This window comes from Hymenobacter rubripertinctus, assembly GCF_003583925.1.
GTDB classification, from domain to species: domain Bacteria; phylum Bacteroidota; class Bacteroidia; order Cytophagales; family Hymenobacteraceae; genus Hymenobacter; species Hymenobacter rubripertinctus.
On record NZ_QYCN01000003.1, the window covers coordinates 1 to 21,023 of the forward strand.

Here is a 21,023-nt window from a genome sequence, read left to right on the forward strand (position 1 = left end):
GACCCCGGCGCGAGAGCAGCACCTATGTGCGCCAGGGCACGGCCTGCCTGCTGGCCGCTTTCGAGCCCGGCACGGGCCAGCGCCTGGTCGAGGTCTCGGCCCGGCGCACCGGGGCCGACTACTGCCGCTTTCTGCAACGCCTGGCGGCGGCCTACCCCCAGGCCGCGAAAATCGTGCTGGTGCAGGACAACCTCAACACCCATACGGATGCCGTGTTTTACCAGCACCTGCCCGCTCAAGAGGCCCGCGCCCTGGCCGCGCGCTTCGAACTGCATTACACGCCCAAAAATGCCTCCTGGCTCAACATGGTCGAACTCGAACTCTCGGCCATCGCCCGCCAGTGCCTGCGCCAGCGCATTCCTACCCAAGAAGAACTCACCGCCCACGTCGCCGCTTGCGTGGCCGAACGCAATGCGGCCCGGGCCACGGTCAAATGGCAATTCACGCTGGAAAAAGCCCGCGTCAAACTCGACCGCCACTACCAGAAGATTAGGGCAACTAACTTGCCTGACTAAGCACTAGCTCACTTATTAGTCCGCTGTGTTAATTCGCGCTCATCCGAGGTAAAACACTTGCTCGCTTCCCATTACCCTGCGAACCTCGTGCGCGGTGGCCGCATTGCCGTTCTCGCGAGCGATTTGAAGGGCGAACGGAACATACCCCGCCTTGACGTTTCCAACGGTCGCATTCACGACCATCATGTATTCTTCCCCTTGCGGGTCCACCAGCAGGTAATCGTAGTAATCGTCTTCGGGGGTAACGTTGCTCATGCCCACGTTATAGCACCGGAAAGCCGATCCGAACCAGAACAGATGGTCGTCTGGGAAGTCAAGTAGCTTTGTTAGGGAGGTGGCCATAATCGAAGGGCTAAGGTAATTAGGGCGAGGACTTGAAAACGCTCCTTTCAGCAAACGAAGCGCGTTTATCTTGCCACCGTTTTTATGAGCTAACCGTCACCGAGCGATTATGGGTTTGTACTATCCATTGACCAACTTGCCGTTAACAGACGTGCTAAAAAAGAGCAAGCAGAAACCAAATACTATTGTCAGGTAAATGGCACCCAACTTACGCTCTCCCCGCACCAGGTAGAAGATGCCTAGTACAATATTGAGCAGAAAGCCGATCGTAATCACAATGAAGATGGCCCCTAAGACAGCGAGGCCCGACCCCGATTGAGCTCCGATGAAAGGATAAGTAAAGAGTAGCAATCCTCCATTCAGCAGAAAGGGAATATAGTATTTCATCAACAGGGACTTGAATGGGGATTGCTAAGGGAAGTACGTTATAACTGTTAACAATATTGCTCCTTTCACTAAACGATCAGTAGCAGCTCGTCACTAAGTGCTAGGTGCCTACTGCATGGTCGGGAAAGTTTAAGAAACCCGTCTACGATTCAAAGTTTACGAAACTCGAAAATGAGATGAGTTTCGTAAACTCAAACCCAAGTGCTTTCCTGGGCCTGGGCGAACAGGATTTTGGGAGCCGCATGACCTCAAAGGCTGGGAATGCTTAAAGTAATTTTATCCCCCCGCTGCTATAAGAAGGCCCACCTGCCCCTGGTGACGGCTCTCGTGTTGCCCGGGGCCGCCATATACCACGCTTGCGCTCCTAGCGGCCGGGCCGGAGCCTGCCCGGTGCGGGCCGGTGCGGGGCTCGGCGCAGGGGCGCCGCCAAAAAAAGGCCCCCTCCGCCCCCGGCACTGGGAGCGAAGGGGGCACCGGATACCTAAAGCGGGGCTTAGGCGGGCAGCGTGGCCCGGTGGGCGGCTACCCCGGCCCTGGCAGCCGTGAGCGTGGCTACCTGGTCGGCCACCTGCTGGGCATCAACCGCGGCCAGGAAGCGCCGCACGCCGCCCTGCTGGCGGGTGCGCTTGTCGAGTTTGGTGCGCTGGGCTCGCAGCAGGGCCAAATCATCGGTGGTGGCTTCGCGCAGCTCGGCGGCAATGCCGGTGGCGGCGAGCAGGTTTTCGGCGGCGGCAATGCGGCCGTCGAGGCTGGCGAGCTGGGCACTGGCACTGGCCTGGGCCCGGTCGCCGCGCTCGTCGGCCAGGTCCAGGGTAGCATCGCGGGTACTGAAGGTTTTGAGCTCGAAGTCGAGTTCGGCCGTGGCCGTGTCGCAGTCGGCCCGGGTGATAAGGATGGTGTAATCGATCATAGCGAAAAGAAAATAAGAAAGGAAAGATGAGCCGGCACCCCGCAGGCCAGGAGGAGAGGGCCCTCCCCGCGCCGGTTACCTGCTTCAACGTAGCGGGTGGGCGGTTTAGTATCTGCTGCTATGCAGTAGCCGTTGAAGTATTCGTTTTTCGTTGCTCGTTTTTCGTTTTTCGGGGCTGCTTCACTTTCAGCAACCAATCAGCCCCGAAAAACGAGTAACGAGCAACGAAAAACGACCTGCCACCGCAGATACCAGAAGCGACCTGCGTAACAGCAGGTAGGATGTGGAGCAAACGTGAGCGGGGGAGGGCAGGAACTGCCGCCGCCTCACGCTGGCCCCAGCGCCGCCGCCTCGGTGGCCAGGCCCGCGAGGCGGGCGCGGAGCAAGGCGGCGCGGGTGGCCTCGGCGGGCGGGCGGGGGCGGGCGCGGCGGCTCAGCCAGTCCTGCCGCCAGGTTTCGCGGGCGGCGGCTTCGGCCGGGGTGCTGCCGGGCAGCGGGGGCGGGCTGGTGGCACGTAGGGCCGGCAGGGCCGCGGCCCAATGGGTAGCGGCCCGGCCGTTGGCTTCCAGCGAAGCCAGCTCGGCGGCCAGGCGCTGGGCCTGGACCAAGCATTGGCGGCGGCGAAAAGCCAGTGCGGCAGCATCGGCCAGCGCCGGATCGGGGGCTGGAGCCGGGGCGTCGGCCAGTGCTGGGTCGGGAGCTGGAGCCGGGGCGATGGGCAAGTGGTGGGTGAGGGGCAGCAAGGTGGGCACCAGGGCCAGCGGAAAGCGGCGGCGGCCCGCCTCCACGGCCTGCACCAGTGCCGCACTAACGCCCAGGTAAAGGGCCAGCTCGGCCTGCCCGAGGCCAAACCAGGCGCGCACGGCGGCCACTATATGCGAAGAAGGAGCAGCACGACGGGGCATGGGCAGCGGGTAAAATAGGTGTCAGGTATTACGCAAAATGCAGAAATACCTGACACTTTTTTGCCCGGCACTGTCAGGTATTTTTAGTTTCCGGGAAATACCTGACACACCAACCGCCACTCAGGGCGGTTCGGGCTCTAAGGCCTTGACTAGGACCAGTTCTGCCGTAGTTTATTTCATCCCATCACTCCGCTGGCCGGTTGGTAAGAGCATCAGGCCGCCGTCGCTATCCATCGGCTATGGCTACGCAGGTGGATGGCGACAACGCTTCTTCCAGGTAGCGGGCCGTTTGGAACCCAAATACTCCCGTGCGTCTGCGTCTGCGCCAACCCCGACCAGATTTAACGGGCGAATTATGCGTGAACGTGAGTCGGTACCGCTGACCGCTACCAAGTCGTCGGGCTGGCCTTGTTGGTTACCAAATTTGAACGCCACCACACTGCTGGGCTCGGCCCCTACGGCATAGGAGGCACCGGGAACCCGGAAGGCAATCGGCCCGGTAGGTTGCTGCCGGTATACCTGCACCGTGTTCAGCCCCCGCTCACTGACGGCGAAGTCCGGGCGGTTATCGCGGTCAAAATCGGCGATGGTCAGGTTGCTGTGGTTTGCGCCGGGTGGCAACTAGACCACAGTACCCGCCGCAAAACGGGAGAGAAGGCTTACTGGGCCAGCGTGATACCAGTAAGCAAGAGCAGGCAGAAGAAGTAAGCGTGGTGTTTCATGGGGTAGAGGTGTTAGTTTGTATAGCCAGCAAGTTAGAAAAAGTGATCGGCTCTTGAAAATAAGCTGTAATTGAGCAAGCAGTGGGAACGTGAGTTGCGAAAATAATCAGAATAACTACGAGCCTACAGTAAACCACTATCATTTATAACCCCTTAATAATACTTAAAATAAATTTTAAGTATTATTAAGGGGTTATTCAATATTTTAATATACCAATAAGCCAAAAAAATAAAAGGCAATAAGTAAAAAAAACAAAAAAACTATAGAATAATTTGTCGCACTATTCCTGTTATTCCATTCTTCTGTAATATCAATTATTTTATTATCATTATAATAAATTCCGTTTAAATATCCAATTATACCAATTGCAAATAATATAAATATATTAAAGTATGTTTTATAATTGTTATTAAAATAACATATAGATAAAAAAATGCAAATAGTTTTTATACAGAGTGAAGAGAGCAGTAGGCCTTGCATTACAGTTAATAAACTATGAGCGTGCCTTCTAGTTCCTTTATTGGTTTTTCCTATTAGAAAAACATACACAGTATTGAAAATGATCATCATCAGAGCTTTAAATTTGTTGTTATTTGGGAATCGATGCCACTTTTAATTCGACTTGTAAGACTAGTTCCAAAAATCAGAGACGTTTTTAAATCAGCGGCACCGTACAATAATCCGAATACCGGAAAGGTAATCTACGCGCGCAATATACCTGCCTCATATATATTGCCTGCTGTTATTTTTCTATCATTAAATATATTTAAAAAAGTATATAATTTAAAAAGAGGTGCGGCAATCGTAGTAAATTTTTCGAACCCGAATGCTGTACTGGGCTTAATCTGAATTTGCCCTAATGCGGCAGTATACGTTCTGATAAAAGGGACTAATGCTGTGTTTAGTCTACCCGAAGATTTACCTAATGCTGCTGCCCTTTCTATTTCGTGTGCGAAGTAACCAGTAAAGAGGCCGTGGCTTCCAACAGCATCCCCTGTCCTATCTAGTATGCTTTTATCCGGAGTGTTCATGAATGCAGCTAAGAAAGTCCTTCGATCGAAGGATATACTGCCCATCTCAAAACCAAATCCGTTAGCAGAAGCGCTTTTACGGCTGACACTTTTTTGCTCGACTGAGGTAGTTTGTGAGTAGTAGGCCCAGTCATAACTGGGACTATATGCCACTTGCCAATGCGATACCTGCACGGATGTCATCATCATGCGCCCCCCCAATGTAGGCACCGCCACCACCTAAGCCATTACCTCCGCCACCGTAAAAGCCAGACCCCCAGTCGTTGACGGGTGAGCCCCCGTAGCCCCGCTTTGCGCCGCCCATGCCCCCAAAGCCGCCGCCGCTGCTATTGTCATAGTTTCCCATGCCGCCGCCGTTGTTCGGGGCCTCGTAACGGTCCCCGTTGGGGTCGTTGAAGCTGACCGGGTCGCCGATGGCAAACTGATGCGCGGTCAAAATCGGCGATGGTCAGGTCGCTGGGGTTTGCGCCGGGGGGCAACTGGACCACGGTACCCGCCGCAAAGCGGGGGGTAAAGGACCGTTGGGCCAGCGTGGCACCGGGAAGCAAGAACAGGCAGAAGAAGTAAGCGTGTTTCATGGGGCAGGGATGTTAGTTGATATAGCCAGCAATTTAGGGTAATTACAGCTGCTTCGGGAATGATGACACCACACCACACCACAGCGGCGCGGACGACAAGACGCGAATATGCGTCTCTATATACCTCTCGCGAAACTGCTGTATTACAAGTCGTACTGTCAATTTTTGCCAATTTTTTCTTTCTTGTATCTATTTAAATACAGAGCAGAATCTAAATCTGCAACAATTTTATTAAATTCTCTGCTGTTATAGTGTCTCATGCATGCTGCAAACATGAATTTTCTGTCATTTTCATTTGCATTTGAAATATAATTTCTTGTATATGTTAAAAAAAAGTCTAAGGCATCTTGAGAATAATTACTCAGCAAATCAAAATATAATGCCGAACTATAATCGTCATATTGTGATTTACTTCCTGCACAATTGCATAGAAACAAAGATCTAAGAACATTCCTGTTTGCATGTTTTGAAGTGATCAATACTTCAGGACTCAAAGAATGTTTGCGATCTACTTTTATTCTTTCTATGTTCTGTGCGTGACTGTTAGTGAAAACAATCGATGCCATTAGGAATACAAACTTCTTTTTCATTTTAAAATCCAAATTCCCGCTTTTGATGCACTTTCAATGTAGTTGTGTATTTGACCATCAAGGAAACCACAAGATGACGATGAATCACCTTTCATAATGTAATTACTTATTTTAATTGTTGCATGCCCTGTAAATGTAGGCTTTTCATCAGAATCAGTGATCATTATGTATAATTCTTTAGAGATGCATATTTCTGATAGGTATCCCCTGTCGTCTATGCCTTTAAAAAAACGGATTTTTCAACAACTATATTTTGTCTTGCTCAAATTACCTAAATGAACATGATTCCCAAGAACCTATTTACATCTAAAGCAGTCAGAATTCGAAAATATGTATCCCTTATTAACACTCATTGATTTATCGCAAATGACTACTTTCCAGACCAAAGGGTCATACAATCTGGTGTAATCATTTGAATTTTTCAAATATTTTAATGAATAATCATTCACCGCTTTTATTTCTGGTTTACCTATATAAGGACTTGCCTCATTGTAAAAAAGAACCATGTAATTACCTATCAGAGCATACTCAGACGGATATTTCTTGTTAATATAGGGGTTTTCAGTTGTGTTTTCGATATAAAATACTTTTCGATTGGAGCAACCGCTATACTTGATTGTCACCGCTATTTTGTCTTTATTTGGCTCGCATGCCTTTATGTAGTCGGTGATTATCGCAGCAAGTTGAGTGTCTATACGAACAGCTGATTCATGCCCTTGCTCAGTGCAAGAGTTTGAAATAAAGAGCAAAATAAAAAATAAAATGTTCGAGTGTTTCATTTCTTTTCCAAAAGTGAAGTATGGCCATCAGGTTTTATCAAATCGAAAGTATATCCTGTAACTTCAAAACGTTGGCTTCTATCAGGAATTAGAAGGTATTCAAATTGCGTCATAGTATAACTTGGAAGCCCGAGCCATTCTGAAAAATTATAATCTGCATCGGAAGGGCGAATAGAGTTGTCATGAGTATGTATATAGCCTAACGCTGTATACTGATTTCCATGCAAAGTAGTAATGCTTCTTCTGTCGCGTACACTCAATGCACTTCCTATAAAGGTTTCAGAACTTCTATTGTCATTACCAGCCCATGGCATAATTAATACCCCTTTTACGTTGGTTCTATTATTGACGGCTAAATAAGCTGCGATTTCTGCGTTTCTATCTCTTTTTGATAAATATAACATGACTTCATATGCTTCACTTTCTCTGCTGGCAGGAAAGAAATAAAACTGAGTATTCTGAAATCCCTTCTTTTTATTAACCTCCCATTCCACCCACGATAATTCTACCGTGTATGGATCACCATCTATTCCCTTGACTTTATTAACAACTGTCCAAATTTTCGTGACTAATACAAGGTTCCAAGATTTAGAAAGCTGACTTCCAATATTGCTGCCACCACCCGCATTCATCACAGTACCTAAGAGCCCTGGTCCCCCACCATAAAAGCCAGAACCCCAGTCGTTGACGGGCGAGCCCCCGTAGCCCCGGTTTGCGCCGCCCATGCCCCCGAAGCCGCCGCCGCTGCTATTGTCATAGTTCCCCATGCCGCCGCCGTTGTTCGGAGCCTCGTAACGGTCCCCGTTGGGGTCGTTGAAGTTGACCGGGTCGCCGATGGCAAACTGATGCGCGGTCAAAATCGGCGATGGTCAGGTTGCTGTGGTTTGCGCCGGGGGGCAACTAGACCACGGTACCCATCGCAAAGCGGGGAGAGAAGGCTTGCTGGGCCAGCGTGACACCGGGAAGCAATAGCAGGCAGCAGAGGTAAGCGTGTTTCATGGGGTAGGGATGTTAGTTGATATAGCCAGCAGAGCGGCTTCGGGAACGATAACATAACAGCAGCGCGGGTGACAAGATGTGGATATACGTCTCTACATCGGACTGTACAAATCGCTCGCGAAACTGCTATATTACAATTCGTATTGTCAGGGTTTCCCCCAACTTGATTTTTGTCTATTTAAATGCAAAGCAGAATCTAAATTCGCAACAATTTTATTGAATTCTCTGCTGTTGTAGTGTCTCATGCACTCAGCAAACGTAAATTCTTTATTGGTTTCGTTTATTTTTAAAGCATAACTGTGTGAATAATTTTCAAAAAAATCCAAAGCGTATTGAGAATAATTGCTTAACGATTCGAAGTATAATGCAGAACTACTATCATCACTTTCTGAATTTACTTTTACACAATTGCATAGAAAATACGATTTAAGAACGTTTCTATTTGCGCGTTTTGAAGTGTCTAATATTCTAGGATTGAAAGAATATCTGCGATCTACTTTCAATTTTTCTGTCTTCTGTACTTGACAAGCAGTGAAAATAATCAATGCCGTTAGCAGTGATAAAATATTTTTCATTTTAAAATTCGGCGATGGTACCATGAGGAATAATTTAAGCCTTGGCGCAAAAGTAACCGTAGTATCTGGCTGCTTCAGCCCGACCGCTTTTTGCGGTCCGATCGGTTCGGCAATCAGCAGCACCGGGCCAACGACACGCGAAAAGCGCTCTGACCCGAACAGGCGCTTTCTGATGCACTACTGCTTCGGTTGGCGTTAGCCGGCGGTTGTGCTCGTCCATGATGAGTTGAATGCGGATCTGATGCATCTTCTCGCACCAACTGAACGAGCAGGACTTGCCCACCAATATAGCGAACCCCTGGCGCAACGTACAGTTGATGGCCGCCATGCTACTCATCTGGCCTCTGCCTTTGGGGCTGGGCCGGTGGGCGGTGGGTGCCAACACGCCCCGGTAGGCCTGCCACTTATCTATGTAGTACCACGTGCCCGTGGGGTAGTGCGTGGGGTAGTGCGTGCCGCAGGCGCTGGGCCGTAGCCCGGCTTCGGTCGGCCAGCACCCAGGCCACGATGCGGCGGCTGGCCCGCTCGACGGCCAGCCACCGCCACCCTTTGCTTGCGCAACTCGGCACTGGCGCACTTGCCGCTCGCCAACGTTGGCCGAAGCATCGCACCAGGCTTACGACTCACCTGACCTCTACGCCCCCGCTGGCAGCGGGTGAAATTAGTGTCAGGTATTACGCAAAATGCAAAAATACCTGACACTTTTTTGCCCGCCAGTGTCAGATATTTTTAGTTTCCGGGAAATACCTGACACGTCAACCGCCACTCAGGGCGGTTCGGGTTCCCCTGCTCCGGCAAGTGCCAGAGGTGCCCCCACTGTTGTAGCTGGCTGGCCCGGCCGGCTTCTGTTACCCGACGCGTCTTTGCTGTTCCGCTTAACCTTCACGAAATACCACTATCAAGTCCTGACAGCTGACAGGGGAAATGCAAGAGCGGTGTCGCGGGTTGCGGCGGCTCAAGCCGAAACAACCCGCGACACCGCTCCTCATCCAACCCTATGGATTTTCAGGCCCTAGCGGTTTGGTGGCTGGCGCTCAAACCGGCCCGCGTAAATTACTGGCTGCCCCCGATTTCGGGTAGCGGACGGTTGCTGCGGAGCGCCGCAGCCGCAGCAGCCCGTAGAACAGCACCCAGGCCAAGGGGGAGCTGAGCAGGTCCAGCAACCGATGGCCCTGCTCGGTGGCCAGCGGCAGACCGGCCCGCTGGCCCAGCAGCAGTAGCCCCACACTCAGCCCCAGGCCCCCGGCGTAGCCCAAAGCCACAAACCGGGTACCCTGGCCCCGCAGCACCAAGTGCAGCAGCAGGATACTCAGCAGCACGTACAGCAGGCGGTAGGCAAGGCCCACAACCAGCCCGTGGGTGCTGAGCGAACCGCTCGCGGGTCCGGCGGCGGAAACCCCAAAGGCGTGCTGCACCGCCTGCCAGCCGGTGGTCAGGCCCGCGAAAGCCAGTTCCTGAAACTGGCCCAGGCAGAATAAGAACAGAGCCAGGCTGACCAACAACAGCCATTGCAGCCAGGACCGGTGGGCAGTGCGCTGCCGCTCGGAATGATCCAGCATGTGCTAGGCGCTGACGGCGGGGCGTACCCAGCGGGCCCACAGTACCAGAATGGCCCCGTAGGCCACGAAGGTGAAGGTGTAGTGGTGGTTGAACTCCACGGTGTGGTACCAGTACGTGTGGTTGAGGGCCAGCACGGCGATACGCAGCACGTTGAGCAGGTAAATGGTGGCAATGCCCAGGGGAATGAACCACAGCCGGCGGCGGCCGTTGCCCGGGTACGAGAGCACGAAGCCGGCAAACAGGGCGTAGAGCACCAGCCCGTTGCAGGGGTTGCCCACAATCACGGCCGCCTGGTCGTACATGGTTACGATGGTGGGAACGTCGGCCTGGGTGCCGGCCGCAAAGCCCGTCAGGCGCAGCAAGCCGGCCGAGGTGGCGGCCAGGTTCACCGAGAGGGCATCATCAAGCCGGCCGTCAAGCGCCAGCCCGTGCTCGTAGCCCAGCACCCAGGCGACGTACATCAGGGCCGCCAGCAGCAAAAACCGCTGCTGGGGATGGGCGTGCAGCCAGGCCCAGCCGGAACGAATAAGAGAAGTAGCGGACATAAGGAAGCGAAATAGAGAACCCCGGTAACGCACCGGGCCGCTGTAGTTAGCAGCGGCCCGGGCAAGTTAAGAAAAGTAGCTGGGACCCGCGTCTTTTAAGAACGGGCACTGCGCCGGGCGCGCAGGCGCCTGAGGCCGTACGCCACGCCCCCGGCCAGCAGCAGCGAAGCGCCCCCATCCAGGGGGACGGCCGTGGGGTCGGTGGGGTCCGGAACCGGCCCGCCCGAGCCGGGACCCTGGGCCAGGGCGGCGGAAGCGGGCAGGAGCAGCGTCAGGGCCAGTAACAGAAAGGGTTTCAGGAGTTGTTTCATGGTCAGATTAAGTCAGAAATCAAGTGAGGGCAATAGCCGCGCAGCAGGCAGGCGGGCCGGGGTGGCCCGCCTACCTGCTGCGTTAGGCTTACTCCACCACTACCCGCTTGGTAATTGTGGTGGCCCCGGCGCGCACGCGCAACACGTACACGCCCGTGGGCAGGTCCTGCACATTGAGCGTGGCCTGGGCACCGGTGGCGGGCAGCGCCAGCGTGAAGTCACGCAGGGACTGGCCCAGCACCGAGTAGAGCGTTACCCGGGCCTGGGAAGTGCCACTGATGGCCGGCAGCTTCAGCGTGAAGCTGGCGTGGGCCGGGTTGGGGTACACGCTCACGTCGGCGGCCGTCAGGCCCGTTTTGGTGGCAAGCGGCCCCAGCGGAGCGAAGCGCAGGCTGAAGCGGTTGGTGAGCAGGGCCGCGTTGCTGGCCGTGAACGAGTAGCTGGCCTGCTGTCCGAGGTTGACTTGCTGACCGGTTACGGCATCGTGCAGGTACACGCCCGTGGCGGCCAGGTTGAGCAGGGCGGCGGCCTGCAACGTGTAGGTGCCCGTGGTGGGCACGCCTACCGCCAGCGCGACCACGGTAGCCGTGGTGGTGGGCGGCAGGCCGTTCACGGCCAGCTGAAGCCCGGCGGCTTCACTACTCAGGTTCAGGCCCGTGGAGTTGGGCAGCTTCTCGGCGTCAAACCTGGCATCGAAACCGGCCGTGGCGCCTTGCTCAAAATACACGAACGTGGGCTCGTGGGTGCCCCGGGCATCCACCAGGTCCAGCTGCACCATCGGCCGCGAGTCGGCCGCAGCGCGGTTGAAGCTCGGGTTCTGGTAAGTGGTCGAGCGCCAGGCATTCTGGAAGCTGAAGCTGGGCACGTTCTGGCTCACGCGCAGGAAGAAGCCCTGCATCGAGCCGATGAGGCCGCCGGGCAGCGTGCCGAACCCGTTCTGGTAGAACTGGTAGGTGCCGGTGTACTGGTCGGCCGACTGGTAGACGTAGATGGCATCCTGCACGCCCGTGGGCAGGCCGGTGCGGGCCACGTTCCAGTCGAGCGGGGCGGGGTAGGGGTTGCCCAGCAGCTGCCAGCCGGCGTTTTGCTCGGGGCCGCGCGAGAGCGCGCCCACGGGCACGGTGCCGGTGTTGAGCGTGCCGGTGAGGGCGACTTTCTCGCTGGCGGCGATGTTGACGGTGTAGCCCCGGCCGGGGTTGAGCGCGTCACTCAGCGTAGCGGGGGAGAAGTAGCCCTGCTCGAAGGCGCGGGTGGTGGCGCTGGCGCCGGTCAGGCGGGCCTCGTCGTAGCCGAACACGGTGGGGAAGGGCACTACGGCCCCCGGGTTGGGCGCGTTGTTGTAGGCGGGGTTAACGACGGGCGCGAAGCCGCTGGTGGCCAGGTCGCTGACGCGGGTGGCCTGCACGGGCGAGGCGTAGTGGCGGTAGCCCAGGCCGTTGTTCAGGCTCGGGTCGATATAGCGCTGCACGGTGGCATTGCCCACGACGATTCCGCCGCTGTTGACGAGCAGGGCCGTTGTGGCCGCGTTCGATTCGAGGGTGAGCGGGTTGCCGTTGGTGGTCAGGTTGCCGGTGAGCGTGAGCAGGCGCTGCACGGAAGAGCCGGCGGCGGTGCTCAGCTGCGCGCCGTTGGCCTGAGCGGTCAGGTTCCAGAAGCGGGTGCTGCTGCTGCCCAGCAGGCGGGCCTGGGCGCTGGTGCCCAGCACCACGGTGCCACCGGTGGGCTGGAAGGAGCCGTTGTTGGTCAGGTCGGCGCGCACGTCGAGCGTGCCGCCGGTCTGGGTCAGGGTCGTGCCGCTGTTCAGGGTCAGGCTGCGCACCTGGGCCGTACCGGCGCTAACCTGTGGGTAGCGGGGCGTGCCGTTGGCAATGGTGGCATCGAGCGTGGTCGTGGGCACGCCGGCCGTCCAGTTGCCGGCCGTGAACCAGTCGGTGCTAACCGCGCCCGTCCAGGTCGTGACCGTAACAACGACAGGGGCGTTGTACTGAATGCTGAACTGGGGGGCGGCGGTGTTGCCGTTGCCGGCCGCGTCCTGGGCCACGTTGGCGGCCACATCCACCGTCACCGCGCCGTTGGCGGCGGGCGTCACGGTGAAGTTGTAGGTCGTGCCACTCCCGCTAAAGCTGCTCAGCGTACCATTACTCACCGTTACGTCGCCGGCCACGAAGCCCGTCACAGATTCCGAGAACACCACCTGTACCGGAATGGGGGAGGTGCTGGTCGGGCTGGATGCCGTGGAGCTGAGCGCTACCGAAGGCGGGATCGAGTCGATGCTGAAGGTCACAATGGCCGAGTTGGCACTCACGGGTTGACTGCCCGCCTGGGCCGTGGCGTACACCGTGTGGCTGCCCTGCGAAAGGGCCGAGGGCTGGATCAGGGTAAAAGTGCCGCTGCTCGTGGTGGCGGTAGAGCCAATGCTCGTGCCATCTACATACACGGTTACCGTGGTGCCGGGCACCGCCGAACCCCGGTAAGTGGGGGTAGTGGTTACAAGCCGGCTGTTGTTGCTTGGTACGGTTACCGACGGCGTGGCCGTTGCGGGCTGACTCGAAATGGTCACCGAGTAGGCGCGCGCGCCGGAGTAGGGGCCGGGAGCCGGGCTGGCATCGGTAGCCGTGAGGGTGAAGTTGAACGCGTTGTTGGCCGAGGGCGTGCCCGAAAGCGTGCCGTTGGCTGCCAGCGTCAGGCCCGTGGGCAGCGCGCCGGCCGTAACGGCGAAGCTGTAAGGAGCCGTGCCGCCCGAGGCCGTGATAGTCTGGCTGTAGGCCGTGCCCACAGTGCCGTTGGGCAGCGTGGCCGGGGCCAGGGCAAGGGCCGGAGCCGAGTAGGTGATCGAGAAGGTTGGGGAAGCCACGTTATCGTTGCCGGCCGCGTCCAGGGCCACGCTGGAGGCTACGCTCACCGTCACTGTGCCGGCGGCGGTCGGCGTCACGTTAAACGTGTAGATCGTGCCCGAGCCTGCAAAGGCGGAAAGTGTCCCGTTGCCCACCGTCACGTCGGCGGCCACGAAGCCGGTTACGCTCTCCGAGAAGGTTACCGTTATGGGGATGGGTGAGCTGCTGGTGGGGCTGCCGGCCGAGCTGGTGATGGCTACCGTAGGGCGCACCGTATCAACCAGGAAGTTAACCGAACCCGAGCTAGCACTCACGGCTGAGCCGTTGGTCTGGGCCGTGGCCCGCACCGTGTGGGAGCCCTGGCTCAGGGCCGTGGGCTGGCTCAGGGCCCAGTTGCCGCTGGCCGTGGCCGTAGTCGTGCCGATGGCTGTGTCGTCCACGTACACCGTTACGGTGCTGGCGGCCGGGGCCGTGCCCACGTACGTAGGCGTGGTCGTGGCCCGATAACTACCGTTGGTTGGGTCCGTTATCACCGGGGCGGCCGTGACGGCCTGGCTGTAGGTGATGGCGTACTGAGTGGCGGCGGTGTTGCCGTTGCCGGCTCCGTCCTGGGCCACGTTGGCGGCCACGTTCACCGTCACCGCGCCGTTGGCGGCGGGCGTCACGTTAAACGTGTAGGCCGTGCCCGAGCCCGCAAAGCCGGAAAGCGTGCCATTGCCCACCGTTACATCACCGGATACAAAGCCGGTCACGGTTTCGGAGAAGGTCACGGTATACGCGAACGTAGCGTTGCTGCTGCCGCTGCCGTTGGCGGCCGTGGTCGAGCTGATGGCCACCGTGGGCGGCACCGAGTCTACGGTGAACGTGTTGGTATTGGAGCTGGCGCTCTGGGCGGAACCGCTGGTCTGGGCCGTGGCCCGCACCGTGTGGCTACCCTGGCTTAGGGCCGTGGGCTGGCTCAGGCTGAAGGTGCCGGCACCGGTGGCCGTGGTTGTGCCAATGCTGGAGCCATCGATGAGTACCGTCACGGTGCTGCCGGCCACGGCCGTGCCTTGGTAGGTGGGCGTAGTCGTGGTGCTGAAGCTGCCGTTGGCCGGCGTGGTTACTACCGGGGCGGCGGTTACCGCCTGGGCGTTAATGAGCACCGTGTAAGCACGCGCACCGCTGTAAGGACCCGCGCCCGTCGAGGCATCGGTGGCCGTGATGATGAAGTTGAAGGTGCCGCTGGCCGTGGGCGTGCCCGCAAGCGTGCCGCTGGCCGTTAGCGTGAGGCCCGTCGGCAGTGCGCCGGCCGTGAGGGCGTAGGTGTACGGAGCCGTGCCCCCCGAGGCCGTGATGCTCTGGCTATAAGCCGCCGCGACGGTGCCGCTCGGCAACGTCGCCGGAGCCACTGCAATGGTGGGCGCGGCAATAGTGAGCGAATAGGCGCGCGCCCCGCTATAAGGGCCGTTGCCGGTTGAAGCATCGGTGGCCGTAATGGTGAAGCTGAAGGTGCCGCCGGCCGTGGGCGTACCCGCCAGGGTACCGTTGGCCGCCAGCGTCAGGCCCGTGGGTAGGGTCCCGGCCGTGAGGGCGTAGGTATAGGGAGCGGTGCCGCCCGAGGCCGAGATGGTCTGGCTGTAGGCCACCGCCACGGTGCCGTTGGGCAACGTGGCCGGGGCCACCGTAATGGTGGGCGCGGTGGTGGTGAAGCTCACCGGATTACCGTAACTGGTGCCGATGCTGTTGATGGCGTAGGCCCGCACTGTATACTGCGTACTGGGAGTCAGGCCGGTTATCGTCGCCGAGAAGGCGCCCGTACCCGTGCCGTTAGCTGCTTTCATCTCGGCGGTGGTAGGCGTGCCCGTGCCCACCACGTAGACCACGCCGCGCTCCGTCACGGTGGCCCCGCCGTCGGCCGTTACGTTGCCGCCCAGCACGGCGCTGGTCGTCGTTACGCTGGTGGCAACGGCCGTCGTTACGGTCGGAGCTGCCAGCAGCGTGCCGGTGACGCGGATGTAGTCGAGCACGACCTCTTCAAAGGCATCGTTTTTCAGTTCCACCCGGAAATCCAGGGGGGTGCCCGTCAGGGTTGCCGGTAGGGTAAAGTCCACGTCCTGCAAGGCGTTACCCAGCGTGGTGCTCCCCATCACCAGGTTACCGGAAGCGTTGCCGGCAAATGTGCCGAACAGTACCCAGGTGCCCGCGTTGCCGTTGAGCCGGTAGTAGAACTTTACGTAGTCGTCGGTTTCAAACGTTCCGGTGCTGGCCCCCAGGCGCAGCTTGAAGTGCAGGTCTTTGTAGTTGGTCGCATCTACCGGGGCCAGAATCAGCTCCCCGATTCGGCGCGGGTCGGGGTTATTCCCGTTGGAAACGCCTTCGGCGTAGAGGTAGGTAGTCCCGTTGAAATTCGTGTAGGAAGTGGAGGAGTAGCCGTTGGCAGGTGTTGCGCCCGTGGTACGGCCGTAGCCGAGGGCCATGGTGGAGCTAAAGCTGTTGGTCGAGTAGCGGGCGCTTTCCCCGTCGGTTTCAAAGTCTTCGGTGTAGGGCAGCGCCGCCGCCGCGTTCAGGGTGCTGGTCACCAGGATATTGCGCGCCTGTACCGGGCTGTTGGAAGTGCCGTTGGCCCCCGTAAACTGGATAATCCGGGTGGCGGTGGTCGGGTTGGTGGTGTTGGAGTTGCGGTACGTGACCGAGCGTAGGGCCTGCTGGTATTGGGCGGCCGTGCCGGTGCCGGTCAACGTCAGCGTGCCGTTGGTGCTCGTTGAGCCGCCGCTGCCCACGATGGAGCCGACGGGCGTAAAGCTGAGCACGTCCTGCCCGGTCACGAAACCCGACTGAATCTGAATGGTGGCCCCCGTAATGGTTCCGCTGACGGTAAGCGTGTTCGTCACCTGCGTGGCCGGGTCACCTTCCAGGTAGTTGATGTCAGTGGTTTCGATGTTGGCCAGGGTGGGCGCGGTTGGCCCGCCCAAAGTACCCGTCACGGTAATATCGTCGAAAGCAAGTTCTTCCGTAGCCCCGCGCTGGTCGAGCACCACGCGCACCTGCAGGCTGGTGCCCGTGACCGGGATATTGAATAAAAAGGCCTGCATACTATTGGTCAGTACCGGGGCACTCGCATCGTCCCACGACATCTCGTTCAGCGGGACCGACGTATCCTGGCGCATTTGACCGTCGCCATTCGTCATCGGGTTGTCGCCCACAAACAAGCCCACGGTGGTCCAGGCGCCGCCGTTCATGGCGTATTCGATCCGAATCTTGTCGTCGTTTTCGAACATGGGGCCGGCGTTGACGTTCGTGTTGCCCGGCCCGCGCGCGTTAGCCAGCTTCACGCCCACTTTCAGGGCCGTGTAGCCGGTCACGTTGATGGTATTGAGGGTAACGGTACCCGGGGCGCGGTCATTCGACGTGTTGTCGCCGCGTACGCCCTCGCAGGCCCAGAACGGCCCCGGCGACCCACCGATGGGAGCGGGGTTCGAGGCGGTGCCGAACGTGGTCGTCGCCCCGCGCATCACGGGGTTGGTGGTGGCCCGCTCGAAATACGAGAGGTTCGTGAAGGGAAAACCCGGCGTGCTGTTCAGGGCTGCTGAGTTCGATACGTAGCGACTGCCTTCGCCATCGGTGGTGAAGCTCTCGATTACTGACAGTTGGGCCTTGGCACCAAAGGCCATGCCCAGCGGGAGCAGCAGGAGCAATAATCGGCGTAGATTTAATCTCATGAGAAAGAGAAGTTGGTTGAGAAATCAAGTGTTTGTAATCCTAGCAAATCGGCCGGGGTGGTCAGGCTTCCAGCGGCACGGCCGCCGGCTGCTCTAGGGGAAATTCTCCCAGCACTTCCCCGGCTTGAATACCCAGCTCGACTAGCTGGGTACCGGTGAAGTAGCCTTCCTCCAGGGCCAGCATATCCAGCCGCAATAGCTGGCCGGAGCCGCAGGCCACCAGCAGGTCGGCTTCGGCCCGCACCACGGTGCCGGGCGGGGCCGCCACCGTGCCCGGCATCGGGCTGACGCCCAATAGGCGCAACGGCTGCTGGCGCAGCGTGGCCAGGGCACCGCGGTTCCAGGGGTTGGTGGCCCGCACCAGGCGGGCCAGGGCTTCGGCCGGCTCGGTCCAGTGCACGCAGATGTCGGCCAGGCCCGCGCGGGGCCAGTAGCGCGCCGCCGCGGCATCTTGCGGCGGCGGCGCGCCACTGGCGGGAGTTTGCTCCCGCAGGTAGGCCAGCAGCTGGCGGCCGGCGGCTACGGCCTGCCCGGCCAACTGGGCCCGGTGCAGACCGTGCGTGTCGTGAGGACCAATGGGTACGGGCACGGCCACCAGTATGGGGCCGGTGTCGAAGTCGGCGTCCATGCGGTGAATGGTGACGGCCCCGGCGGTTTCGCCGTTGCGAATCTGCCAGAACAGAGGCTCGGGACCCCGGTAAGCGGGCAGGGCGGCAAAGTGGACGTTAAGGAAGCCGTGGCGGGGCAGGCTGAGGACGGCCGCCGGGATGCGCCAGGGCAGCGTGAGCACCAGCACCGCGTCGGGCTGGAGCGGGGTGAGCCAGGCGGTGAGGGCTGCGCCCAGGCCCGGCTGCCGCAGGCGCACCACGGGCAGGCCGGTCGCGGCAATGGTGTAGGCCAGCTGCTCGGGCTCTTCCTGCCCGGTGGCGGGCACGCCTACCGCCACTACCACTCCCTGCGCAGCGAAGTCCTGCAACAGGGGGTAGCCCAGTAAACTGCTAATGATAACGGCCAGGCGCATAAAAGGAGAGAAAGCAGCGAAAAACGTGGGAGCCGCCGGAACGGCCGGCGGCTCCCACGCAATCGGGGGCTGATGTTAGTTGCGCGAGGGGAAGTATCCCTGAGTCGCGATGCAGTAATTCATGCCTATCACGGGCTGGCGGTTTTCGTGGGGCTGGCTGCTGCCGACGTTGCCCGTAGTACCCAGGGAGGAGGCCCCGGCCATGGTCGCGTTGGGCGCGCCGGTGCTGTACTGCGTGGCCGACCCCTGGGCCGGATACTGGCCGAAAGCGGGGTTGGGCGAGCTGGCCGCGCCGTCGGCTACCTTAACAGTGCCGGCAAACGTGTGGGTGTGCTGCGGCATTTCGTTGGGTTGCAGCGTGGCGCTTTCAATGCCTCCGATCTGGCCCCAGGCGTAGGGTTGCAGTCCCGGACCCTGCCCCGTGCCCACGGCTACCCGGCCACGCAGGTCGGGCAGGGCAAACGTTTGCACGCCGTTGCCCCCGTACGTGGTACCAAGTAGGGCAAACAGCGCCTGGTTGGTATTGATAGCCAGCGTCTGTCCGTTACACGGTAGCCAGCCTTTGGGGGTAATGCCAAAGCCCATCAGGCGGATTTCACCAATAAACGCGTCCATAAAGTGCTTGTCGATTAAAGAGTGGAAAAAGAACCAGGGGCCGAGACTACTGCTGCGAAGGGTAAATGCCTTCCGTGGCAATGATGTACTGAAGCGCCAGAGCCGGCTGGATATTGGAGTGGGGCTGGCTGCCACCCGCTGGCGTGAGGGTGCCCGTCAGCGCGTCGGCCCCCAGCGTTGAAGTGCCGGCGGTGCCGGTATAGTTGTCGCCACCCTTATCGGCGAAGTACGCCCCGACCGGTGAGGTCTGGCCGTTGGCACCCGTTACGGCTTTCACGCTGGCCTGCAAAGGGTGCTGGTGCACGGGCAGCTGCGCCGTAGTCAGCGTTACGTTTTCGGTGCCCGCGGTTTGGCCCTGCTGGTAGTTGCTGCGCCCCGGCCCCTGGCCCATGCCCACGGCCACCCGGCTTTGCAGATTGGGCAGCGCGAACGTATTCTGGCCGTCGCCGCCGTACGTGGTGCCCAGCAGGGTATAGAGAGCTTCGTTTTCCGAGATGCTGAGCAGTTGACCACTGCAAAACTGCCAACCCACGGGAGGGAATGTTCCCCCGAAAATACGGATTTCGCCTAAGTAGTTATCCATGATGCTTTGAGGAGAAAAGTGGGACTATTGGCGTTGGGGGAAAATGCCTTGCAGGGCAATGACGTAGTACATGGACAGGTAGGGCATGCGGTTTTCGTGCGCTGTGCCGCCACCTGTTACGCCGGCGGTACCGGTCACCGAGTTGGCGGCCATCACCTGAGCAGCAGCTTCTTCGCCGTACATCAAACTGGTGGCCTTCGCCAGAAAATTTCCCGCCGGGGTGTCGCTGCCGCCCGCCACGTTGTTGGTTGTCAGCGGGAGGGTACCCGCCACGGGGTGCGTATGGGCGGGCATCTGGGTGGAAAGCAGCGTAACTGTTTCGGTGCCCGCCATTGTGCCCTGCGGGTAGCTGCTCAGGCCCGGACCCTGGCCGCTGTGCAAGGCGGCCCGGCTTTGCAGGTTGGGCAGCGCGAAGGTCGTGCGGCCGTCGCCCCCGTACGTGACACCGAGCAGGGAGAACAGGGCAGTATTCTGCTGGATGGACAGCAAACTGCCGTTGCACAGTGCCCAGCCCCGGGGGGCGAAGTTGAAGCCAACAAGGCGGATTTCCCCTAAAATCGGTTCCATAAATAAGGAGTGTGAGGGTGGAAAAGCAGCTGTAGCAGCGCGCTAAAGCCAGAGAGAGCAGGAGACGGCTAAGCGCGGCGAGCCGAACGGCGTAGGTGGTGGTGGCGCAGGCGTAGCGCGGTGCCGGCGGCCACCGCCGCATCTGGCCGGACCTGAATGGCAATTTGGCTGCCCGACTGGAGCAGGACCGCTAGCGTCTCGCGCACGTCGGGCAGGGCAAACGTGGTCAGGCCATTGCCGCCGTAGCAGGTGCCCAGCGCCGCAAACAAAGCCGGGTACTGGAGCGTGGACAACTCGCGCCCGTCGCACAGCACCCACCCCCGGGGTAGCACCGGCCCCGCCAGCATCCGCACAGTGCCAGGCGATGATTCCTCGTTTAGGGTAGCCGTCGGCGCTGGCGAACCGGCGGCCGAAGCGGGATTCGCCAGCAGCGTAAGGGGCGACGCAAGCAGACTGGTACCCATCAGGGCGCCCAACCCCTTCAGCCAATGGCGGCGGGAGGCTAAGCGGGAGTGAAACAGGGGACCAGGTTGCAGAGTAGAAATTTTTTCCATGCAGGAGGGCTGGGGATGAGGTGTGGTGAAGAGGTGAGCGAGGCAAAAGGGAACAGCAGGATACGGAAGCCGCCCGGGCCGGGCAACCCAGGACGCACGCGGCCGGCCGGCCACGGCAAGTGGCCTGGGACAACTGCTGCAGGAAGTGGGAAAGAAGGTGGCGGCAAACGCCACCTTCAGACGGTTTTAAAGGTACATTATTTATTCTCTCACAAGCAGATATGCTTGCGTGTGGACGCGCGCTGCCGAATGGCCGGAAGCAAAAAAGGGTACCCGATTACAGCAATAGACAGGCAGGGTGTCTGCCAAATTCAGCATCACAAAATAAGCCAGTTTACCGGCCGGATGATAGGGTATAAATACCTGTTTTTCGAAGCGCGTACCTACCATTTGCCCGG

General features: G+C 59.0%; 18 protein-coding genes. 1 reads left to right on the plus strand and 17 read right to left on the minus strand.

The window, feature by feature from the left end:
- A partial coding sequence (locus D0T11_RS02190) for an IS630 family transposase (RefSeq protein WP_119654149.1) occupies positions 1 to 515 on the plus strand: 515 nt, incomplete at its 5' end.
- Positions 516 to 554: 39 nt separating this feature from the next.
- Here the strand turns inward: D0T11_RS02190 and D0T11_RS02195 are convergent.
- The 17 genes from D0T11_RS02195 to D0T11_RS23435 form a co-directional block, all read right to left on the minus strand.
- The gene (locus D0T11_RS02195) at positions 555 to 857 is read right to left on the minus strand and encodes a hypothetical protein (protein ID WP_119654150.1); all 303 of its coding nucleotides are present in this window, start codon (positions 855 to 857) and stop codon (positions 555 to 557) included.
- A gap of 880 nt (positions 858 to 1,737) precedes the next feature.
- Positions 1,738 to 2,154: a hypothetical protein gene (locus D0T11_RS02205; protein ID WP_119654152.1), complete on the minus strand. Its 417-nt coding sequence runs from the start codon at positions 2,152 to 2,154 to the stop codon at positions 1,738 to 1,740.
- Between the two features lie 326 nt (positions 2,155 to 2,480).
- Entirely contained in the window at positions 2,481 to 3,059 is a 579-nt protein-coding gene (locus D0T11_RS02210; RefSeq protein WP_147374484.1) for a hypothetical protein, read from the minus strand.
- Positions 3,060 to 4,483: 1,424 nt separating this feature from the next.
- Positions 4,484 to 5,002, minus strand: coding sequence for a hypothetical protein (locus tag D0T11_RS21955; protein ID WP_147374485.1), 519 nt, complete (start codon positions 5,000 to 5,002; stop codon positions 4,484 to 4,486).
- A 547-nt stretch (positions 5,003 to 5,549) separates the two neighbouring features.
- On the minus strand, positions 5,550 to 5,981 hold the full coding sequence (locus D0T11_RS21960) for a hypothetical protein (protein ID WP_147374486.1): 432 nt from the start codon (positions 5,979 to 5,981) through the stop codon (positions 5,550 to 5,552).
- 296 nt (positions 5,982 to 6,277) lie between these two features.
- Positions 6,278 to 6,760 (minus strand): hypothetical protein, encoded by a 483-nt coding sequence (locus D0T11_RS21965; protein ID WP_147374487.1) that lies wholly within the window; start codon positions 6,758 to 6,760, stop codon positions 6,278 to 6,280.
- Positions 6,757 to 7,617 carry a hypothetical protein gene (locus tag D0T11_RS21970; protein ID WP_147374488.1) on the minus strand — a complete coding sequence of 287 codons (861 nt, stop codon included), beginning with the start codon at positions 7,615 to 7,617 and terminating at the stop codon, positions 6,757 to 6,759. The genes D0T11_RS21965 and D0T11_RS21970 overlap by 4 nt, the downstream gene beginning before the upstream one ends.
- A gap of 288 nt (positions 7,618 to 7,905) precedes the next feature.
- Positions 7,906 to 8,457, minus strand: a complete 552-nt coding sequence (locus D0T11_RS21975; RefSeq protein WP_147374489.1) for a hypothetical protein — start codon at positions 8,455 to 8,457, stop codon at positions 7,906 to 7,908.
- A gap of 911 nt (positions 8,458 to 9,368) precedes the next feature.
- Entirely contained in the window at positions 9,369 to 9,893 is a 525-nt protein-coding gene (locus D0T11_RS02225) for an XrtX-associated membrane protein (protein WP_245990578.1), read from the minus strand.
- A gap of 3 nt (positions 9,894 to 9,896) precedes the next feature.
- Positions 9,897 to 10,439, minus strand: coding sequence for an exosortase X (xrtX, locus tag D0T11_RS02230; RefSeq protein WP_119654156.1), 543 nt, complete (start codon positions 10,437 to 10,439; stop codon positions 9,897 to 9,899).
- 95 nt (positions 10,440 to 10,534) lie between these two features.
- On the minus strand, positions 10,535 to 10,750 hold the full coding sequence (locus D0T11_RS02235; protein WP_119654157.1) for a PID-CTERM protein-sorting domain-containing protein: 216 nt from the start codon (positions 10,748 to 10,750) through the stop codon (positions 10,535 to 10,537).
- An 88-nt stretch (positions 10,751 to 10,838) separates the two neighbouring features.
- Positions 10,839 to 17,285, minus strand: coding sequence for an Ig-like domain-containing protein (locus D0T11_RS02240; protein WP_119654158.1), 6,447 nt, complete (start codon positions 17,283 to 17,285; stop codon positions 10,839 to 10,841).
- A 61-nt stretch (positions 17,286 to 17,346) separates the two neighbouring features.
- The gene (locus tag D0T11_RS02245) at positions 17,347 to 18,306 is read right to left on the minus strand and encodes a methionyl-tRNA formyltransferase (protein ID WP_119654159.1); all 960 of its coding nucleotides are present in this window, start codon (positions 18,304 to 18,306) and stop codon (positions 17,347 to 17,349) included.
- Between the two features lie 75 nt (positions 18,307 to 18,381).
- Positions 18,382 to 18,921, minus strand: coding sequence for a phage tail protein (locus tag D0T11_RS02250; RefSeq protein ID WP_119654160.1), 540 nt, complete (start codon positions 18,919 to 18,921; stop codon positions 18,382 to 18,384).
- 46 nt (positions 18,922 to 18,967) lie between these two features.
- Positions 18,968 to 19,504: a phage tail protein gene (locus D0T11_RS02255; protein ID WP_182888209.1), complete on the minus strand. Its 537-nt coding sequence runs from the start codon at positions 19,502 to 19,504 to the stop codon at positions 18,968 to 18,970.
- 24 nt (positions 19,505 to 19,528) lie between these two features.
- Positions 19,529 to 20,071 carry a phage tail protein gene (locus D0T11_RS02260; protein ID WP_119654162.1) on the minus strand — a complete coding sequence of 181 codons (543 nt, stop codon included), beginning with the start codon at positions 20,069 to 20,071 and terminating at the stop codon, positions 19,529 to 19,531.
- Between the two features lie 68 nt (positions 20,072 to 20,139).
- Positions 20,140 to 20,625: a phage tail protein gene (locus D0T11_RS23435; protein ID WP_317127243.1), complete on the minus strand. Its 486-nt coding sequence runs from the start codon at positions 20,623 to 20,625 to the stop codon at positions 20,140 to 20,142.
- Positions 20,626 to 21,023 lie beyond the last annotated feature (398 nt).

What these genes read in the sequence shown, in the direction of transcription:
- D0T11_RS02195 (WP_119654150.1), bottom strand. Translation starts at nt 857, where the DNA reads ATGGCCACCTCCCTAACAAAGCTACTTGACTTCCCAGACGACCATCTG.
- D0T11_RS02205 (WP_119654152.1), bottom strand. Translation starts at nt 2,154, where the DNA reads ATGATCGATTACACCATCCTTATCACCCGGGCCGACTGCGACACGGCC.
- D0T11_RS02210 (WP_147374484.1), bottom strand. Translation starts at nt 3,059, where the DNA reads ATGCCCCGTCGTGCTGCTCCTTCTTCGCATATAGTGGCCGCCGTGCGC.
- D0T11_RS21955 (WP_147374485.1), bottom strand. Translation starts at nt 5,002, where the DNA reads ATGATGATGACATCCGTGCAGGTATCGCATTGGCAAGTGGCATATAGT.
- D0T11_RS21960 (WP_147374486.1), bottom strand. Translation starts at nt 5,981, where the DNA reads ATGAAAAAGAAGTTTGTATTCCTAATGGCATCGATTGTTTTCACTAAC.
- D0T11_RS21965 (WP_147374487.1), bottom strand. Translation starts at nt 6,760, where the DNA reads ATGAAACACTCGAACATTTTATTTTTTATTTTGCTCTTTATTTCAAAC.
- D0T11_RS02225 (WP_245990578.1), bottom strand. Translation starts at nt 9,893, where the DNA reads ATGCTGGATCATTCCGAGCGGCAGCGCACTGCCCACCGGTCCTGGCTG.
- xrtX (WP_119654156.1), bottom strand. Translation starts at nt 10,439, where the DNA reads ATGTCCGCTACTTCTCTTATTCGTTCCGGCTGGGCCTGGCTGCACGCC.
- D0T11_RS02235 (WP_119654157.1), bottom strand. Translation starts at nt 10,750, where the DNA reads ATGAAACAACTCCTGAAACCCTTTCTGTTACTGGCCCTGACGCTGCTC.
- D0T11_RS02240 (WP_119654158.1), bottom strand. Translation starts at nt 17,285, where the DNA reads ATGAGATTAAATCTACGCCGATTATTGCTCCTGCTGCTCCCGCTGGGC.
- D0T11_RS02245 (WP_119654159.1), bottom strand. Translation starts at nt 18,306, where the DNA reads ATGCGCCTGGCCGTTATCATTAGCAGTTTACTGGGCTACCCCCTGTTG.
- D0T11_RS02250 (WP_119654160.1), bottom strand. Translation starts at nt 18,921, where the DNA reads ATGGACGCGTTTATTGGTGAAATCCGCCTGATGGGCTTTGGCATTACC.
- D0T11_RS02255 (WP_182888209.1), bottom strand. Translation starts at nt 19,504, where the DNA reads ATGGATAACTACTTAGGCGAAATCCGTATTTTCGGGGGAACATTCCCT.
- D0T11_RS02260 (WP_119654162.1), bottom strand. Translation starts at nt 20,071, where the DNA reads ATGGAACCGATTTTAGGGGAAATCCGCCTTGTTGGCTTCAACTTCGCC.
- D0T11_RS23435 (WP_317127243.1), bottom strand. Translation starts at nt 20,625, where the DNA reads ATGGAAAAAATTTCTACTCTGCAACCTGGTCCCCTGTTTCACTCCCGC.